Origin of the sequence: Acinetobacter sp. YH12136, assembly GCF_013418545.1 — a bacterium.
GTDB classification, from domain to species: Bacteria; Pseudomonadota; Gammaproteobacteria; order Pseudomonadales; family Moraxellaceae; genus Acinetobacter; species Acinetobacter towneri.
This window is the reverse complement of the sequence record NZ_VPBV01000001.1, coordinates 234,178-253,409: the sequence shown is the minus strand read 5'-3', so window position 1 is coordinate 253,409 and position 19,232 is coordinate 234,178. Positions and strand designations below refer to the sequence as shown.

The following is a 19,232-nucleotide window of genomic DNA, read 5'->3' as shown; positions in this document are numbered from 1 at the left end:
GTGATACATAATCTGCTGCCTAAAACTTTGGCGCTGATGACGTCATCATAAAAGATGCAGAGGTGCAAATATGGATATTGCAATGAAACGCGCTTATCTTGAAGCGACTCAGGCAGATGGAACACGGGTGCTGGTTGATCGCTTATGGCCGCGTGGTGTGAGTAAAGAACGCGCTCGTATTGACTTATGGCCCAAAGAAATTACGCCTTCGACTGGGCTGCGTAAATGGTATCATCAAAACCCTGAACAACATTGGGATGAGTTTCAGCAGCGTTATATAGCTGAATTAGCAGAGCAAGAAGAGGCTTTACAGGCGTTGTGTGAACTGGCACAGCAGCAAAAAATCACTCTGGTCACAGCAGCTAAAGATGAGCAGCACAATCATGTAGTGGTATTAAAACGCGTGATGCTGCAACGCTTAGCACAGTCCAATTAAAGAGTTTTATTTGATTATCCTTGTGCTTTATAAGGATTTTAAGTTTATGAAAATTCAGTAAAAAATGCTATAATATAGTTTTTGAGGTTTTTTATGTCTTTGCCAAATTGCCCAAAATGCCAATCAGAATACACTTACCAAGATGGCGACCTACTGATTTGTCCTGAATGCTCACATGAGTGGAAAGAAGGGGAACAGCTAGAAGAAACTGCTGCTGTGATTAAAGATGCAAACGGCAACGTGTTGGCAGATGGCGACACGGTAACTGTGATTAAAGACCTGAAGATTAAAGGTTCTTCGGCTGCTGTAAAAGTGGGAACGAAAGTGAAAAATATTCGCTTAATTCCAGATGCAGCAGATGGTCATGACATTGATTGTAAGATTGATGGCATGGGGGCTATGAAATTAAAATCTGAATATGTGAAAAAAGCTTAAGTTTAAGCAGATTTCAACAGCGCAGGCGACTTGAGTTGCCTGCGCTTTTTTATGGAGTTTATAAAAGTATTTTAGTATTCAAATTGAGCAACAATAACTTTAAGAGTGTACAAAATTAATACTGTTTTCTTGTGCCTAAGTCCTTTATATTTTAAGTGAAAAGAATAATTTTTAGGCAGTTTAAAGCCTAGCATCATTCAACAACACACTTCACCACTCATAAGAAAACTGGGGGCAAGTATGTCAGGATGGTTTGAGATTTCACAAGCAAGCAATGGTCAGTACCGCTTTGTACTTAAAGCTGGGAATGGCGAAATTATCTTAACCAGTGAACAGTATAAGGCGAAAGCATCGGCAAAAAATGGCATCGCTTCGGTACAAAAGAACAGTCAGGATGATGGGCGTTATGATCGACTGACATCTAAGAATGATAAGCCGTATTTTAATTTAAAAGCTGCCAACCATCAGATTATTGGTACGAGTCAGCTCTATACTTCTGAGCAATCACGTGACAAAGGCATTGAGTCGGTGAAAACCAATGGCGCAAGCACCACGGTCAAGGATTTAACGCAGGAATCGTAATCTTTTGCATTAAATCTTGATGTTAAATTGCATTAGAAAAGCATGCTCTGGCGTGCTTTTTTATTGAGCTAAGTAGGCAAGGTGTTAAATCTAGCCTTGATTAAGCCGTTGAATCACAGATGACAATTTCAGGAGTTGCGAAGATTATGAATTTCAAATGCAATCTAAAAATATTACTGGCGATCAGTGGTTTATTCGGTAGTGTTGGTATTTTTGCAGCACCGATCACTGCTGAAAAAACGATTGCTTCAAGCCAGCCGACTGCTTTGCAAGGACTGTATTTTCAGCATCAAGATTGGGAGTTGGCCTGTGATAATACAGGAACCTGCCGTGCCGCAGGCTACCAAAGCGATGATGATTTTGAACAACCGATCAGTATGTTATTGACCCGTCAAGCAGGTGCAAAGAGTGCTGTACAAGGGCAATTGCAAATTCAAGAAGATATTGCTCAAGCGACTTTATTTTTAAATGGACGCACTTTGCAACAATTAAACTTTCATGAAAGTATCGCCAATTTATCTGCTGCCAGTGTGCAAAAGCTGTTGGCGCAGGCGCGTCAGCATGTCGTGATCGAGTTAAAACATGGTCAACAACGCTGGAAATTGTCTGATGCAGGCATGAGTGCAGTGTTGCTAAAAATGGATGAATTTCAAAAACGTGTGGGTACAGACTCCGCAATATTGGCAAAAGGCAATCAAGCATCCACGCAGGTCTTAAAAGCGCAAGCGATGCCTAAAATTAACATTCTCATGCAGCCTCAACACCGAACCGCCAAAGCACAGGTGCTTACCGCGGCCAGTGCAGAAAAGTTATATCCAATTTTACAAAAAACCGTAGATCGTGAAGATTGTTATATGCTGTTTGAACCTGAACAAGCAGAACAGCAGATTCATACTTATCCCTTAAATCAAGATAGCGTGTTGGTTGAGGCAAGTTGTTGGCGAGGGGCTTATAATTGGGGTGTGGCTTATTGGGTTATGGATAAAAAACTGCAAAAGATACAGCAATTTGTAACTGATTCTGCTTCAGAATTTAGCAATGGACAGATTTTTGCCTATCAAAAAGGGCGTGGAATTGGCGATTGTTTCAGTCAAATTGAGTGGGCGTGGAATGGTCAGCAGTTTGTCAAAAGCTATCAATTCGATGCAGGACAATGCAAAGGTTTTGCAGGCAGTGCATGGGAAATGCCAAGCTTTGTCAGTAAGCTTGAATAGATAATGTCCACCAATAAAAGCTGAAATTTTTTAGATAAATCTTAAGTCTGATAGATTCACTGTTTAAGTCGTGTGCGCGACTAATTTTTCAATGATTTCATCCAGCTTTTTCAGACGCTTGATTTCATCCCACAAAGCTTTGGCTTCGGGATAATGTTTCGACATCATGCCGAGCCATTGTTTATAACGTCCCAGCATCCCAATTTCTGTTTTGGCAGGGCCGTGAATAAAGCGAATTTGTAGTTGCAGCAAATCTTGCCAACTCAGCAAAGGCAGGTCTGAATTTTGACGAATACATTGGGTCAAATCTGGGGTGGTGACCGCACCACGACCAATCATCAAATCTTCACAGCCCGATTCTAACTGGCATTGTTTGGCATCGGCATTGTTCCAAATTTCACCATTGGCGATGACGTTAATCTTTAATGCTTCACGAATAGGGCGTAGTTGATCCCAAAAGGCAGGCGGTGTATAGCCATCGGCTTTGGTACGCGCATGCACCGTGACCCATGCTGCGCCTGCATCTTCAATGGCGTGCGCATTTTCCAGCATGAAGTTCCGATCCATATAACCTAAACGCATTTTGGCGGAAACAGGTATGTGGGCAGGCACAGCATCACGCACGGCTTTGACCAGCTCATAAACCACTTCGGGTTCATCGAGTAAGACTGAACCACCCCGATGCCGATTGACCGTTTTGGCAGGGCAGCCAAAGTTCATATCAATCGCAGGTGCACCCATCGCCGCAACTTTAGCTGCATTGGTGGCTAACATATCAGGGTTATTTCCCAAAAATTGCACATGTACAGGCGTGCCTGCAGCGGTTTTACCGTTGGTGAGTAGTTCTGGGCAATAAGTATGATAGATATGGTCTGGTAAAATGCTATCTGTGACCCGAATAAACTCTGTCACACACCAGTCAAAACTACCTACAGACGTGAGCACATCACGCATGATGGGGTCGGTTAAGCCTTCCATGGGTGCAAGAATCAGTTTCACAGGATGCTACCAGCTCAAACAAAAGTGGAGTTATACGTTTTTTTATGGAGGATGTCTAGGAAATGGCTTGGAATTGATGCGGTCTTCACAAGGACTTTAATATTTCTGTTCTCTATCTGCTCTCGGCATAAATAGATTAACTCGTTCGCTCTGATCATTGTAAAAGTGTAATCAACTCACTTCCCCAAAATCATTTCCAACACAAACTTAGAACCAATAAAACCGAGCGCCAATAAAAAGAAACCAATAATGGTAAAGCGAATCGCTTTTTGACCACGCCAACCAAACTTGTAGCGTCCAAGTAGTAATGCACCATAGACAAACCACGAAATAATACTAAACGCCGTTTTATGCGCTAAATGCTGTGCAAAGAAATGTTCTACTGTAAAGAAACCAAAGCCTAATGCGACAGTCAGTAGGGCAAAACCTGCGATTAGCATATCAAACAGCAAAGATTCCATATCTTGCAAAGAGGGCAGTAAATTGACCCAAACTCGACGCTTTTGTTTATTTTTCAGTTCGCGGTTCTGAAACCACATTAACACCGCATGAATGGTCGCCATGAGCAATACAGCATAGGCCGCTAGCGACAAAATAATATGAATGTCTAAGCCAATCGAATTTTTGCTAATAAATAAATTATGCTGACTGAATGAAAAGCCTGCAATTAAACCCGCAGCAGCCACAGGAATACCAATCAAATTCAGTGCAATCACAGGACGGTAACTACTGAACAATAAGCTCAGCAATAACATCAGACCTGAAGTAAATGACATCAGATTAAACACGTTGTAATTGACACCCATTGGCGTCAGCATATCGTTATATAACACCGCAGCATGCAGCACTAAGCCCAAACTGAGCAGAGAGCGAATAAACCAGTGATTTGGCGCACGTTTAGACATTAAATGAGAAAATAAATACCAAAAAGAGCTGGTATAAGCGATTAATGCTAAAATCGTATAAACCAAGGGGAGACTGATCATGTCAAACCTTTTTCAGGATGATGAATATTCATTTATATAAATTCGATGAGAACTACAGTATCCTATAGCATCTTGTGCATAAATTTTCTATTTTAAAGAAACATTTTTTTGCTAATGGCTATTTTAAGCGGAATTTGCAATGTTTGATACCTTAACAGAACGACTCACGCAGAGTTTAAGAAATGTTACTGGCTCAGGGCAGCTAACCGAAGACAATATTAAAGATACGTTACGTGAAGTACGTATGGCACTTCTTGAAGCCGATGTGGCGTTACCTGTAACTCGTGAATTCATCGCGAAAGTTAAGGAAGAGGCATTGGGTCAGGAAGTGATGACTCAGTTATCCCCTGGTCAGGCGTTCGTCAAAATTGTCTATGACGAACTCACAAAAATGATGGGCGAGGCCAATGAAAGCCTTGACCTTGCTGCCAAGCCACCGGTTGTGGTGTTATTGGCAGGTTTGCAGGGTGCGGGTAAAACCACCACTGCAGCAAAATTGGCACGTTTCTTACAAGAACGTCAAAAGAAAAAAGTGGCGATGGTGTCTGCCGACGTTTACCGTCCTGCGGCAATTAAACAGCTACAAACGGTTGCAGGCGAAGTTGGCGCAATTTTCTTTGACTCAAATGCCAATGAAAACCCTGTCGATATTGCCAACCGTGCCATCGAACAGGCAAAAATTCAGTTTGCTGATGTGTTAATTGTCGATACTGCAGGTCGTTTGCACGTCGATGATGACATGATGGATGAAATCAAGGCATTACATTCAGCGATTAAACCGACTGAAACCTTGTTCGTGGTCGATGCCATGACGGGTCAGGATGCGGCAAATACAGCCAAAGCCTTTAATGATGCCTTGCCATTAACAGGTGTAATCCTTACTAAAACTGATGGTGATGCGCGCGGTGGTGCAGCACTTTCAGTTCGTGCGATTACGGGTAAACCAATTAAATTCTTGGGGATGGGTGAAAAACTCGATGCCCTAGAGCCATTCCACCCAGAACGTGTTGCACAACGTATTTTGGGCATGGGTGACGTGCTGTCTTTGGTCGAAGAAGTTGAACGTAAAATCGACAAAGAAAAAGCCGAAAAAATGGCGAAAAAACTGCAAAAAGGCGGCAGCTTCAACTTTGAAGATATGCTGATGCAGTTTGAACAAATGAATAAAATGGGCGGCATGATGGGCTTCTTAGACAAGTTGCCTGGCATGAGCAACTCAGGTATTCAAGATGCAATTGCGCAAGCCAATCCTGAAAAGCAAGTGAAAAAGATGGAAGCGATTATCCAGTCGATGACCATCAAAGAGCGTCGTAACCCAGACCTGATGAATCCAAGCCGTAAAAAACGTATTGCTGCGGGTTGTGGTATGGATGTGTCAGAAGTGAATAAGTTGATCAAGCAACATGCACAAATGGCAAAAATGATGAAAAAATTTGCCAATCCATCGGGCATGGCAAAAATGATGCGTTCACTGGGCGGTTTACAAAAGCAATTCAGTGGCGGCGGTATGGGGCCATTGTTTGGTGGCAACGACCCAACCAAGAAATAATTGTTAAAAACATCTTAGAATCAAAGTGTTAAAAAAGCAGGCGCATAAAAATGCGCCTGCTTTTTTGTTGTTCTTTATTCGTAGATGACAGCTACACCGAAAGATTTATCAGCGTAGATGGAGCAATGTTTGGTTTTTAGTGCACTTCATGGGTTGCATATTGAATATAACGCTGCAAACCTTTGAGCAATAAATCTTGCTCGACTTGCGGTTGATATTGCTGCAAGAATTTGGCAAACAGCGGTGCATCGCCACCCGTTAAAATCAGTTTACGTGGTAACTGTCGAATTACATGCTCAATGGTGCTGAGCAAGCCGAGTAAAATACCATGATGAACAGCATCAATGGTGCTGCGTCCTGGGGTGAGTTCATCAAATGCAGCATCGGGAATTTTAATGCCTTTGGTGTTTTGAATCAGTGCATCACGTTGCAAATATAAATTCGGTAAAATATAGCCGCCTAAATGCGTCAGTCCATCCGCCAAATCAATAGTCAGCGCCGTACCACAACTAATGACACAATAATTTTCTTGTGGGTCATTTGCCACGGCAAGCACTTGCAACCAGCGGTCTATCCCCAATTGTTGAATATCATATTCACAATGCAAACCTGCATAATCTGCATGCACTTTGGCATAAATCACAGGCACATTCAGGGTTTTTAAAATCAAGTGAATGCGTTGATTATTCTTCTGATCTTGTACCGATGACACGCCTACTTTATGCACATTCAGACTTTTAAAGTGTTGAATCAAACCCAGCAACAAATCGGCAGGAGATTGCAAATGCAATTCTGCTTCATGTTCGATGATGCGGTCTTGTTCTGTGACCCAATATTTCAGGCGGGTGTTACCAATATCTAGCCATAAATTTTTCATGAAGATGACTCGGCATGATCGATAGGGCGTAAACGTCCCTGATAAAAAACTTCAAGCCCTTGTGCCGTTTCAATTTGCACTGCGCCATCATCCTGAATGCCTAAAAAAGTACCCTGACAAGTACCTTTAAAATGTTCAAATTCAACTTGTTGTTGCATAAATGCGGCATGATGATTGAAGCGAGATGCCAAATTATAGCAATCGTGATTAAACCAGTCGCAGGCTTGTTGAATGGCAAGATAAAGCTCTGCGATCAGGCGCACACGATCAATAGATACCAAACCCAGTTCGGTTAAAGATGTGGTTTTTTGATCAATAACTGCTGAGCTGACAGGTGCAAGATTAAGCCCAACCCCAACAATGACTTGCTGTGCAGAAATTGGCTCAATTAAGATGCCGCCCCATTTGCCTTGCGGGCTGTATAAGTCATTTGGCCATTTTACTTGTAGATTCAGCGCCTGTAGACTCGGCATTTGCAAGATATTTAACGCAATTTCTAAAGCCAAACGCCCATTTACAGGTGTTCGTAAATTTAGCAATGTGCTTAAATAGATGTTCCCTTCGGGTGATACCCATTGCCGTTGACGTTGTCCTCGACCATGCGTTTGTCTGGTACTGCATACCAAGACACTCTGCACACCTTTTTGTGCAATTTCCCGTACATCATCATTGGTGGAAGTGGTAATCGGCTTCAGGATGAGTACTTCTGGAAGCTGTCCTGCTTCTGTGAGTTGTTGTTGCAGTTGTCGGGTTTCTACATCCATACGAATTTACAAATAGTGGAATATATTTATGGAGTTAATCATATATTTATTGATTGGTGCAATTGCTGGATTTGCAGCAGGGCTGTTTGGCGTGGGCGGCGGCTTAATTATTGTGCCAATTTTATATATTGTGTTCACTCAACTCAATTATGACCCATCGGTGTTAATGCACATGGCGGTGGGGACATCATTGGCAACCATTATTGTAACTTCGATCAGCTCAGTTACGGCACACCATAAAAAAGGTGCGGTGATGTGGCCTGTATTTCGTAATCTTGCGCCTGGTTTAATTGTGGGTGCATTTGTTGGTGCAGGTATTGCCGATTTCCTTTCGGGGCAAGGCTTACAATTATTAATTGGCGGTTTTGCACTGTGGGTGGCTTTTAAGATGTTTAGAGGCGCAAATATTGCGGTTGATCCTTCACATCATTTGCCTTCAACTGCAAAGCAAGTCATGGCGGGCGGTGGGATTGGCATTGCCTCTGCAATTTTTGGGATTGGCGGTGGCAGTTTAACAGTGCCGTACTTAAACCGTTACGGCGTGGTCATGCAAAAAGCGGTAGCAACCTCAGCCGCTTGTGGTTTGCCAATTGCGGTGGCGGGCGCATTAGGCTTTATGTGGTTTGGTAAGCAAGCCGAAGTTGCAGTACCCAATACCATTGGTTATATCCACATTTATGCATTTATAGGCATTAGTGTGATGAGCTTTATTACTGCCAAAGTTGGTGCGAAAGTGGCACATTTGTTATCGCCAGCGATGTTGAAAAAATGTTTTGCCTGCTTGCTGACCACCGTTGGCTGTTATTTTGTATATCAGGGTATGCGAGTATTTTTCTAAGTTGAGTCGCTATTTTCTTTGTTTTAAGCCATGTAAAATTGGCTCTAGCGCCATGAAATTGTCGGACAATGTCATGGCGTTGTGATCTGTTTCGCAGTAAAAAGAAAGATGCTTGTATCGGAGCTATGCTTGCAGTCGAAGGATGATCCTGAGATGTCTTAAATGAGAGTAGCTCCGAATTTTCATCACTGCATCTTATAAAAACAAGATAGGAACAGTATGCAACAACAAGAATCAGAAAGTTTATCGGAACAAATTGCCCGACACATCGCAGAACAGATTATTAGCGGTGATTTGGTTGAAGGTGAGCGTATTCAGGAATTGCGCATCGCCAAAGAACTGGACGTGAGTCGTGGTTCGGTACGTGAAGCGCTGTTGTTATTGCAACGTACTCATCTGATTGAAATTTTTCCACGTCGTGGTGCAATGGTGACAGAAATGTCGGCACAGCAAGTCCGTGCTTTGTTTGACAGTAGCAGTTTGTTATTGGGTTATATTGTGCAGCGTATTGCTGACACGTGGCGCGTACATGAAGCCGAAGCCTTACAACAACTTTTGCTGCAACTGGCAGAGCAATGTCGCTTGGGCAATACCGAAAAATTTTATGATTTAATTTTTCAATATCTGGCGCGGCAGCCTGATATGGTGGGAAATTTATATTTAATGAAGTTCTATCAAGAGTTATTGCCATCGTTAAGACGCAGTTACTTTTTGACCTTAAATACTTCGCGTCGGGAGTTACAAGAATCTTTTGAATTATTTAAACTGGTGAGTGATGCAATTTTAAGCAGAAAATCACAACAAGCCACTTTATTTATGGAAGATTTTTGCCGACACTTGCGCAACTTGGTGTTGGAATCTCTGACCCGTATGAAACAGATCGAGCTTGCATGGGCAAGACGTTCACGCCGTTAATTGGGACATTATGCGTTTAAGCAGTTTAAAACTTTCTGGCTTCAAATCTTTTGCCGACAGTACGACCTTACATTTTAAAGCCAACCGTACCGCTGTGGTGGGGCCGAATGGTTGTGGTAAATCCAATGTGATTGACGCCATTCGTTGGGTGATGGGCGAATCTAGTGCGCGCCAGTTGCGTGGCGGCAGTATGCAGGATGTAATTTTCACAGGAACTGCCAAACGCAAACCTGTAGGTGTAGCCAGTGTTGAACTGCGTTTTGATAATACCTATGGCAAATTGGGCGGTGCTTATAACGCCTATAATGAACTGTCGGTACGTCGGCAGGTCAACCGTGATGGTAAGTCTGAATATTTTTTAAATGGAACCAAGTGTCGTCGTCGTGACATCACCGATATTTTTCTGGGTACAGGTTTAGGCCCGCGTTCTTATGCAATTATTGAACAGGGCATGATTAATCGTTTGGTTGATGCTAAACCTGAAGAAATGCGGGTGTTTATTGAAGAAGCGGCAGGCGTGTCACGTTATCAGGCGCGTCGTCGTGAAACCATGCTGCATTTGGATCACACCACGCAGAATCTGGCGCGTTTGGAAGATATTGCTTCAGAACTAAAATCGCAATTAAAAACCTTAAAACGTCAGTCAGAAACAGCAATTCAATACAAAGCGCTTGAGAGCGAAATTCGCACCATTAAAGTCGAAGTGTTGTCTTTTCAGTGTGAACAAAGTGCACGTTTACAGCAAGAATATACCCTGAGTATGAATGAGTTAGGGGAAAGTTTTAAATTGGTGCGCTCTGAGCTGACCACTTTGGAACATGACTTAACTGCGACCAGTGAGTTGTTTCAGCGTTTGATTCAGCAATCGACACCGCTACAGCAAGAATGGCAACAGGCAGAAAAGAAACTGGCTGAACTGAAAATGACTTTGGAACAAAAACAAAGTTTGTTTCAGCAAAATACCGCGACTTTATCGCAGCTTGAACAACAAAAAGCACAAACCAAAGAGCGTTTGCAGTTGATTGAATTGCAGCTAGAGAGTTTGGTCGATCAGCAAGAAAACCAACAGGAAAATCTACAGCAGCAAGATCATTTGGCGCAGCAGCAGAGCCAGCAATTTCAGGATTTAAAAGCACAGCAACAAACCCAAGCTGCACAATATGCCCAAGTCAAAGCGCAAGTAGAACAGCAACAACAAAAGCATGTGCACATGCAGGCGCAAAGTGAGCAGTTAGCCAAAAATATCAGCCGTATTGAACAGCAAAAACAAACCCTGACACAGCAGTTTGCACAAATTCAGCCGCAAGATCAGCAAGAGGGAATGCAACAACTGCAAGACGAAAAGACCCGCTTGCAGGCTGAAATGCTAACACTAGAACAGAATATTCAAGACAGCACTCAGCAACTCGCCACGTTGCAGACCAACTATAATGAGCACAAAGCACAGTGTGTGACCTTAAAATCTGAGATTCAGATTTTGCAGTCAGAACAGAAAAACCTCAATCAATTGCTCATTAAGCAAAGTCCAAAAGCCCAAACCGATGTGGTGCAGTTGATGCAAGTATTACAACTTGCAGATGTGGCGAAACCACATGCCAATTTAATTGAAAAGTTCTTGGCTAAATGGTTATCTGCGCAGGTGGTAGAAGCAGATATTGAATTTCAGGACAGCCGCGCACGTCAGCTAAAAATTCATTTGGCTGTAGATTCAAAAACATCAAAAATACAGCTTTCGGGGTGTGAGTCGCTCAGTGACTGGATTGCTTCACCGCAAAGTAGCTTGTGGCAAAGTGTCGCAATTATAGAAAGTTTATCGCAGGCTTTGGCATTGCAAGTGCAATTACAAGCAGGGCAGTCTATCCTTAGTTTAGATGGTTATCATGTGGGAGCAGACTGGGTAATCGGGCTGTTTTATGATGAAGCGGCACAGGCAGGGCAAGGGGCATTAAGCCATCGGATTCGCTTGGATGAAATTGAACAGGCGTTGGCGTTGCAACTGCCACAATATGAGCAAGCAGAACAGCAACTGCCTGAATTGCAGCAACAGGTAAAACAGTTGCAGCAGCAATTGCAGCAACAACAGCAACAGCTCAAACAGCAACAACAAGCCTTGCAAACGCTAGATGTGCAAATGGCGAAAGCAGAAAGTGCGGCACAGGCTTTTGCAGTACAGCAACAGCAATTACAGCATCAATTGGCACAATTAGATGAACAGCTCGAAGAAGATGCCATGCAAAAAGATGATCTGGAAATTGATTTGCATGCTTTGGCTTTTAAACTTGAGCAAGCTTTGCCGCAGTATAAAACCTTGCAATTTCAGCTCGAGCAGCTGAATGAACAACTTGATAGTTCACAGCAGCAATTTCAGCAGCAACAACAAGAAGTGGAGCTGTTACGTCGTCAGGCGGTACAAACTCAGCAGCAAATTGAGCTGTTAGAAAAAGATGCCACTTTCTTAAAAGCACAATATCAACAAATTGTGGCGCAAATGGAACAAGCCAAAAAGTTTGTCGATCCTGTTCAGTTGGAATTGCCTGACTTGGAAACTCAGTTTTCAGAGCAGCAGCAGCAGACTGAAAAGCTGCAAAAAACTTGGCAGGAATGGCAAGTGGAATTGAACAGTGTGCAGTCCAAACAGCAGCAACTGACCGAGCAACGGCAGCAGCAACAGCAGCAAGATGAACAATTACGTGCCAAACTCGAAGAAAAGCGCTTGGCATGGCAATCGGCAAAGTCGGACTATCAGCATTATTCTGAACAGTTAAAAGATTTAAACAGCGAGATCATCACAGGTTTACAGATTGATGTCACTGCGCATCAACAAAAACTGGCGAAAGCACAGCAACAGTTTGATAAATTGGGTGCGGTCAATTTGGCGGCTTCGGAAGAATATGAAGAAGTATCTGCCCGTTTTGCAGAATTAAGCCATCAAATTGAAGACTTGGAAAATACTGTTTCTCAGTTGCAGGCGGCAATGAAAAGTATTGATCAGGAAACTCGTAAACTGTTTATGAACACTTTTGATCAGGTGAATACCGAATTGCAGGAGCTGTTTCCTAAAGTCTTTAATGGCGGTGAAGCGAGTCTGAGCTTGGAAGATGACTGGCAATCTGGGGTGAAATTGATGGCGCGTCCACCGGGTAAGCGCAACAGTTCTTTGGCCTTACTTTCAGGGGGTGAAAAAGCACTGACAGCTTTGGCTTTGGTTTTTGCAATCTTCCGTTTAAACCCAGCGCCATTTTGCGTACTCGATGAAGTTGATGCACCGTTAGATGATGCTAACGTGGGGCGCTTTTGTAATTTAGTAAAAGAACTTTCTGAACAAGTGCAATTCATTTACATTACACATAATAAACTTGCTATGACGATGGCAACCGACCTCTTAGGTGTTACCATGCCTGAACCGGGAACCTCAAAATTAGTAACCGTAAATTTAGAAGAAGCCGCAGAATACGGCCTAGTCGCGGAGGCATAATATGGAAATCACCACAATCGTTGGAATTGTCATCGCTATTGTGATCATGGCGTTTGGTTTGAAAATGATTCTAAAAAAACCTGTAGATTCAGCGCCATCCTTAGATTCGGAACTGCAATTTAATGCAGAAAGCCAAAAACCGATTATTCCACGCCATGTACGTGACCAATTGCAAAGCGACGCTACGCCACCGCGTGTGGAGCCGACTTTAACGGTAGATGAAGTTACGCAAGATGCGCCTGCCAAGTCTGAACCACAGGCTTTAACGGATGATGTCGTGGCTTCTTCAAGCACAGAAACTGACAAAGTTGAACCGAGTTTGCAGGCAAATACAGAAAATTCTGAGCTTGATCCATCCACAACGATATCGAAGTCTGAAGTTGCACAAGACACGCCAAGCCCGACAGCGACAACTTCAGAATATTCATTATCGGATGAAATTCAGCAAGTGATTGTAGAAACTGAACCGAATGCGCAGACTGTCGAGCAAAACAAAGCTTCGACTGAATACAGCCTGAATCAACACATTGAAACTGCCGAAATTTCAGAATTTAATGAAGAAAGCAGCATTTTAGATTCGCATTTGTATGAACAAAAAATCATGGATGAAGAAAGTGCCTTGGCAACCGCTGAATCTTTTATCGCGCTGAATGTCTTCCCTGAACGTCGCATACTTTCGGGCGATAAAGCCTTAAAAGTCTTGATGAAATATGGTTTACGTTTCGGTGAAATGTCATGTTTCCATCGCTATAACGAAGATGGCACTAAATTATTATTTTCAGTTTTACAAATTAATGATGAAGGCGCAGATGGTTTTGATTTAGAAACTTTATCGAGCGAACAAGTTAAAGGTTTAGCGTTCTTCCTCGCTTTGCCGCACAGCGATGTGCAAAATGCCTTTGATACCATGGTCAGCATTTCAGGACTGATTGCACGTGAAATTGATGGAACGGTCTATGACCAAAACCATTTAGAGTTTACTCCACAATTACGTGAACACTGGCGTCATCAGGCGATAGATTATCGTGCTGGTCAGGCAAGTCATGTCTAGAATTGCGATCTCGTACTGGGTATAAGCTACGTCAAGTGTTTGGCAAATGAACTGAGTGCAGTAGGATAAATTGCAACTTTGCAGCCGCATTTTTATAATGTGCGCAGCAATACAAGCTGTAGCATGCGCTACATAGAAAAAATTGAAGGGCGGAACAAGACCGCCCTTTTTTATGGTGGAAAATATGTCTGTAGATTTAACCGTCGTGGCGCAAATGCGTCAATTGATTCAACTGCTTGCCAAGCACAATCATGCCTATTATGTGATGGATCAACCGACAATTGCAGACAGTGAATATGATCAGCTTTTCCATCAACTAAAAGCGTTGGAACAACAGTATCCAGATTTAGTTCAACCCGATACACCGACCAATAAAGTCGGTGGCACACCTTTGGCAAAGTTCACCACGGTTACACATGCTGTGCCAATGTTGTCTTTAGGCAATGTGTTTAATCAGGAAGAATTATTTGCCTTTGCAAGACGTGTCGAAGAGCGTTTGCCCAACCAAAATATTGAATACGATGTCGAACTCAAATTTGATGGTTTGGCGATTTCACTTTGGTATGAACATGGTGTTTTAGTGCGTGGTGTGACCCGTGGTGATGGGGAAACAGGGGAAGACATTACCCACAACGTCAAAACTATCCGCAATTTACCGAAAGTTTTGAGTGCGACAGAAACGGCTATTCCTGAATTTTTGGAAGTGCGTGGTGAAGTGTTGATGCCAAAACTTGGTTTTGAAAAACTCAATGCGGCCAATACAGCCAAAGGTGAAAAAACCTTTGCCAATCCACGCAATGCAGCAGCAGGCAGTTTGCGTCAGTTAGACCCGAATATTGCGGCTTCACGTCCTTTAGCATTCTATGCTTATGGCATTGCGCAATGTGTGCCGCCTCATGGACAAAGCACCATGTCCGACAGTTTGGCATGGTTGGGGCAGTTTGGTTTTGAAATTGGCGAACGTCATTTTGTCTGCAAGAGCATTCAAGATGTTCAGGCGGCCTATGAGCAAATTAACCTTGAGCGTCCGAATTTAAGCGTTGAAATTGATGGCATGGTGGTCAAGGTCAATGACTTGAAACAGCAACAGCAATTGGGCTTTTTAAGTCGTGAGCCGCGCTGGGCGACTGCCTATAAATTCCCTGCAGTTGCCGCTTTAACCACCATTGAAAATATTGATTGGCAAGTGGGGCGCATAGGTACGTTGACGCCTGTGGCACGTTTAAACCCCGTTGCGGTAGGTGGTGTGACGGTATCCAATGTTACTTTGCATAATATTGGTGAAATTCACCGTTTGGATGTGCGTTTAGGCGATACGGTCAGTGTTTACCGTAGTGGTGATGTGATTCCCAAAGTTGAAAAAGTCTGGCCTGAATTTCGCCTTGCCGATGCGCAAGAAGTGCATTTACCTGAACAATGCCCTGTGTGTGATTCGCCTGTGGTGATGCCTGAAGGTGAGGCTTTGGCGCGTTGTTCAGGCGGTTTGTATTGTGCGGCACAGCGTATTGAAGCGATTCGTCATTTTGTGTCACGTAAAGCCATGGATATTGAAGGTTTGGGTGATCGTTGGGTGGAGTCATTACTGCATCTGAACTTGCTACAAAATGTGGCTGATATTTATCATTTACACGAACACCGCGACACTTTGCTCGGCATTGAAAAAATGGGTGAGAAGTCGGTTCAAAACTTGATTGACTCGATTGAAAACAGCAAAAAAACTACTTTGGCTGCGTTTATTTATGCCTTGGGAATTCGTGGTGTGGGCGAAACCACCGCGCGGATGCTTGCCAATACTTTTCAGACTTTAGAGGCTTTGCGTGAAGCTGATTTAGAAGCGTTAAAGAAAACTCCAGATGTGGGAGATATTACGGCAGAATGGATTTTGGACTTTTTCCAAGCGCCGCATAATTTAGAAGTGTTGGATCGTTTATTAGCTGCAGGCATTCATTGGGATGCTCCGATTGCACCGACACGTCAGCCTTTGAATGGTGAAAGTTGGGTGATTACAGGGACGTTGAGCCAAATGGGACGCGATGAAGCGACTCAGTTGTTGCAGGCTTTGGGTGCACGGGTGAGTGGTAGTGTTTCGGGTAAAACCAAATGTGTCGTGGCGGGTGAGAAAGCTGGCTCAAAGCTGGAAAAAGCCGAGAAGTTGGGTGTGCAGGTCATGAATGAAGCTGAGTTTATTCAGCTGATGCAGGAATATGGTGTGCTTGAATAAGCATCATCCTACATTTTATCCACTAATAGGTACAAAGGCACTTCAACGATGAAGTGCCTTGGTTTTTACTGAGAGAAGTCGAAGGTTTAACGTTTCTTCACAATGCCATCATCAATGAGTTGCTGAAAATGTTCGACTAGACTGGTTTCAATATTGCGGTAGTGCATACCCAATTCACGCTGACTTTTTTCCGCATTAAAATAAATTGGGTAGCCCATATTCAGTTCCACAAATTTACGGGAAAAACCAAGTAGAGGGCCAAAGGCTTTAAAGGCAAATTTAGGTAACTGATTGCGTGGGAAAGGGTATTTACGTCCAAAGTGCTGCGCTAAAATTTTGCCCATTTCCAATAAGCTGAGTGTGCCACCGCTAATAATATAGCGACCTTCAGCAGCAGGGTTGAATGCGGCCTGAATGTGAGCATCGGCAACATCACGCACATCGACAATGCCATTCCACATAGCAGGGACACCTGCCAAGGTCATACCGTTGGCAAACTGCAATAACACTTCTACGCTGCCCGATTGGGTGTTTTTGGTCAACGATGGGCCAAGCACCAAAGCAGGGTTGATACAGACCAAATCCCAGCGGTTTTGTGCCTTTGCCATTTCCCAAGCTTTACGTTCAGCTGCCACTTTTGAATAAGGATAAGGCTGATGCTCAGGGCTGCTGCTAGTATTCCAGTGACTTTCATCAAAGCGATTATTGGCCGTATTTAAAATATCAATCGCATCGCCATAGGTTGCAGCAATACTTGAAGTCACCACTACACGCTTTACCGATGCAGTACGATTAACGCTGTTTAATACATTTTCGGTGCCTATGACGGCAGGTTCAATAATGTCTTTAACTGCATCTTTATAATTGGTGACCACAAAAGGCGAGGCCATGTGCAGCACGATTTCACAACCTTGCATGGCGGCATCAAAAGCACCTTCTTCAAGTAAGTTGGCTTGGAATAATTGTAAGTTGCCTGTGCTTTTTGCCGCGATATCAGTCAGATGTTGAAAACTGTGGGTTTTATTCAGATCACGCACCGTCGCGTGTACGGTATGTCCTTGTTCAAGCAGGTTTTTAATGACCCAACTGGCAATATAGCCTGTTGCGCCTGTGACTAAAATGGGTGCAGATGTATTTAGATTTGTCATTATTTTAAGAAAGTGATGGAACTCGTGACTATCATAAAGCAGCTGGGTTTTAAAATCCGCTTTTTAGGCGTTTTTTACGATACTTGAGCGTCAAAGTATGGTTTCTTTCAATATTTACAAAATGATGCAAAATCATTGTATTGTCATTTTTAAAGCTAAGTTTTGCCAAGCAGTTGTTTTATATATGGGAATTTTTAAGTTATATTGCAAATGCGTATGTTTCTCATTTTAATTTTATAAAAATCATGGGTTTACAATAATTAACTTTTGCAATTTTGCCTGAATGTGTCCATAATGACTGGATTAAGAAAGGGAGTACAGCAAATGCGTGGCAATCCAGAAGTCGTAGACTATTTAAATATGTTGATTGGTGGCGAACTGGCTGCTCGCGATCAATACCTGATTCATTCGCGTATGTATGAAGATTGGGGTTTAAGCAAAATTTTTGAGCGCATTGACCATGAAATGCAGGAAGAAGCGCAGCATGCCGATGCTTTAATTCGTCGTGTATTGTTCCTTGAAGGCACTCCAAATATGCAGCGCGATGACATCGACGTGGGTGAAGATGTGGTGTCTTGCTTAAAAGCCGATTTAAAACTGGAATACGAAGTACGTGAAAAATTGGCGCAAGGCGTAAAATTGTGTGAAGAAAAAGGCGATTATGTCAGCCGTGATATGTTGCGTCAGCAAATGACCGACACAGAAGAAGATCATACGTACTGGTTGGAAAAACAATTACGTTTAATTGAATTGATTGGTTTACAAAACTACATTCAATCGCAAATGTAATCTGATCAAAGCAAAATAGACCAAAACCCGATTTATGATAAGTCGGGTTTTTTTATAGATCGGTTTTTATAGATTGGCTTTTTTATATCAATTGGTTTTTTTAAGGATGTATCTTGGTGCTTTGCAGATGTCGATTGAGCCGATTCAGTATTATACTGAGCTGATTTTCTAACTTGAGAGCAAGCCACGTGCAACAACAGATTTTATTGATTACAGGCTGGGGCGGTGGTACTGCACTCTTAAATCCGTTACAGCAAGCCTTAACTGCACAAGGTTTTCGGGTTGAGCTCATCAATATTTTTAACGCTACTGATGCTCAAGTCATGCAGCAACAGGTTGAATTTGCACGTCAGTTTGATGTAATTATGGGCTGGTCACTGGGTGGGCAATTGGCAACGCTACTGGTCGATGCGATTGCCAGCCAATATGCAGGATATAAAACCTTAATTACCATTGCATCCAATCCGTGTTTTGTTGCACAAGCCGATTGGGATACCGCTATGCCACAAGCCACGTTTGCCCAGTTTAAACAATCTTTTGCACAAGACCCAATTCTGACCCTAAAGCGTTTTGGTTTTATGGTGTGTCAAGGTGTCACTAGTAGTAAAACCGACCTATTACAATTACAAAGTTTGGTTCAGCCACAGCCGCAATCTTTGCTTCAACACGGTTTGGATTTATTGGAAAACTTAAACTTGGTGACTAAGCTTAAAAATTATACAGGTCTGCAGTATCATCTTTTTGCCGAGCAGGATGTTTTAGTTGATTGCAAAGTTGCAGCTAAACTGCAAAATTTAGCTGCAAAGTTTTTAAGCGTAGATGTTTTGCAAGGCTCGCATGGGCTGCCATTGTTCCATGCCGATGAGTTGACTAGCAAAATCTGCCAATATTTACAGAAAAACCCGCCAACAGGTCCATAAGTGACAAATCTCGCAATTTATTTTATCTGTAGA

Annotated in this window: 17 protein-coding genes; 12 read left to right on the top strand and 5 right to left on the bottom strand. The window is 42.9% G+C overall.

Translation table 11 applies throughout. From position 1 onward, the window contains the following. The first annotated feature begins 70 nt into the window (after positions 1-70). From FTU71_RS01230 to FTU71_RS01215, 4 genes are all read left to right on the top strand, one after another. Positions 71-436, top strand: coding sequence for a DUF488 domain-containing protein (locus FTU71_RS01230; RefSeq protein WP_004972391.1), 366 nt, complete (start codon positions 71-73; stop codon positions 434-436). Positions 437-529: 93 nt separating this feature from the next. Then, a complete protein-coding gene (locus FTU71_RS01225; RefSeq protein ID WP_004972388.1) occupies positions 530-871 on the top strand; it encodes a zinc ribbon domain-containing protein YjdM in 342 nt (113 codons plus the stop codon). A 240-nt stretch (positions 872-1,111) separates the two neighbouring features. Next, positions 1,112-1,453, top strand: coding sequence for a YegP family protein (locus tag FTU71_RS01220; RefSeq protein WP_004972386.1), 342 nt, complete (start codon positions 1,112-1,114; stop codon positions 1,451-1,453). 146 nt (positions 1,454-1,599) lie between these two features. Further along, positions 1,600-2,667: a DUF1176 domain-containing protein gene (locus FTU71_RS01215; RefSeq protein WP_179993670.1), complete on the top strand. Its 1,068-nt coding sequence runs from the start codon at positions 1,600-1,602 to the stop codon at positions 2,665-2,667. Between the two features lie 63 nt (positions 2,668-2,730). Here the strand turns inward: FTU71_RS01215 and FTU71_RS01210 are convergent, their stop codons facing one another. Then, positions 2,731-3,666 carry a tRNA-dihydrouridine synthase gene (locus FTU71_RS01210; RefSeq protein ID WP_179993669.1) on the bottom strand — a complete coding sequence of 312 codons (936 nt, stop codon included), beginning with the start codon at positions 3,664-3,666 and terminating at the stop codon, positions 2,731-2,733. 176 nt (positions 3,667-3,842) lie between these two features. Beyond that, a complete protein-coding gene (locus tag FTU71_RS01205) occupies positions 3,843-4,652 on the bottom strand; it encodes an inner membrane protein YpjD (protein ID WP_019837757.1) in 810 nt (269 codons plus the stop codon). Between the two features lie 139 nt (positions 4,653-4,791). Here FTU71_RS01205 and ffh point away from each other — a divergent pair, with 139 nt between their 5' ends. Next, positions 4,792-6,201 (top strand): signal recognition particle protein, encoded by a 1,410-nt coding sequence (gene ffh / locus FTU71_RS01200; RefSeq protein WP_096902093.1) that lies wholly within the window; start codon positions 4,792-4,794, stop codon positions 6,199-6,201. Between the two features lie 136 nt (positions 6,202-6,337). On the opposite strand, the gene FTU71_RS01195 is transcribed toward ffh, so the two are convergent. After that, complete coding sequence (locus FTU71_RS01195; protein ID WP_179993667.1) at positions 6,338-7,078, bottom strand: type III pantothenate kinase; 741 nt, start codon at positions 7,076-7,078, stop codon at positions 6,338-6,340. Continuing rightward, positions 7,075-7,842, bottom strand: coding sequence for a biotin--[acetyl-CoA-carboxylase] ligase (locus tag FTU71_RS01190; protein ID WP_004972369.1), 768 nt, complete (start codon positions 7,840-7,842; stop codon positions 7,075-7,077). Before FTU71_RS01190 ends, FTU71_RS01195 begins: the two co-directional genes overlap by 4 nt. Positions 7,843-7,870: 28 nt before the next feature. Between FTU71_RS01190 and FTU71_RS01185 the strand changes: the two genes are divergently transcribed. The 5 genes from FTU71_RS01185 to ligA all read left to right on the top strand — a co-directional run bounded on the left by FTU71_RS01185 (position 7,871) and on the right by ligA (position 16,342). Further along, positions 7,871-8,680, top strand: coding sequence for a sulfite exporter TauE/SafE family protein (locus tag FTU71_RS01185; RefSeq protein WP_004972366.1), 810 nt, complete (start codon positions 7,871-7,873; stop codon positions 8,678-8,680). 219 nt (positions 8,681-8,899) lie between these two features. Beyond that, entirely contained in the window at positions 8,900-9,595 is a 696-nt protein-coding gene (locus FTU71_RS01180; protein WP_179993666.1) for a GntR family transcriptional regulator, read from the top strand. Between the two features lie 10 nt (positions 9,596-9,605). Next, positions 9,606-13,070 (top strand): chromosome segregation protein SMC, encoded by a 3,465-nt coding sequence (gene smc / locus FTU71_RS01175; protein WP_179993663.1) that lies wholly within the window; start codon positions 9,606-9,608, stop codon positions 13,068-13,070. 1 nt (position 13,071) lies between these two features. Then, on the top strand, positions 13,072-14,121 hold the full coding sequence (locus FTU71_RS01170; RefSeq protein WP_179993655.1) for a cell division protein ZipA C-terminal FtsZ-binding domain-containing protein: 1,050 nt from the start codon (positions 13,072-13,074) through the stop codon (positions 14,119-14,121). 184 nt (positions 14,122-14,305) lie between these two features. After that, the gene (gene ligA, locus FTU71_RS01165) at positions 14,306-16,342 is read left to right on the top strand and encodes an NAD-dependent DNA ligase LigA (RefSeq protein ID WP_180006172.1); all 2,037 of its coding nucleotides are present in this window, start codon (positions 14,306-14,308) and stop codon (positions 16,340-16,342) included. An 86-nt stretch (positions 16,343-16,428) separates the two neighbouring features. Here ligA and FTU71_RS01160 read toward each other — a convergent pair whose 3' ends face one another. Further along, positions 16,429-17,490 (bottom strand): aldehyde reductase, encoded by a 1,062-nt coding sequence (locus FTU71_RS01160; protein ID WP_004972358.1) that lies wholly within the window; start codon positions 17,488-17,490, stop codon positions 16,429-16,431. Between the two features lie 324 nt (positions 17,491-17,814). Here FTU71_RS01160 and bfr point away from each other — a divergent pair, with 324 nt between their 5' ends. After that, on the top strand, positions 17,815-18,279 hold the full coding sequence (bfr, locus tag FTU71_RS01155; protein ID WP_004972356.1) for a bacterioferritin: 465 nt from the start codon (positions 17,815-17,817) through the stop codon (positions 18,277-18,279). Positions 18,280-18,467: 188 nt separating this feature from the next. Further along, a complete protein-coding gene (locus FTU71_RS01150; RefSeq protein ID WP_096902085.1) occupies positions 18,468-19,199 on the top strand; it encodes an alpha/beta fold hydrolase in 732 nt (243 codons plus the stop codon). Positions 19,200-19,232: the final 33 nt, after the last annotated feature.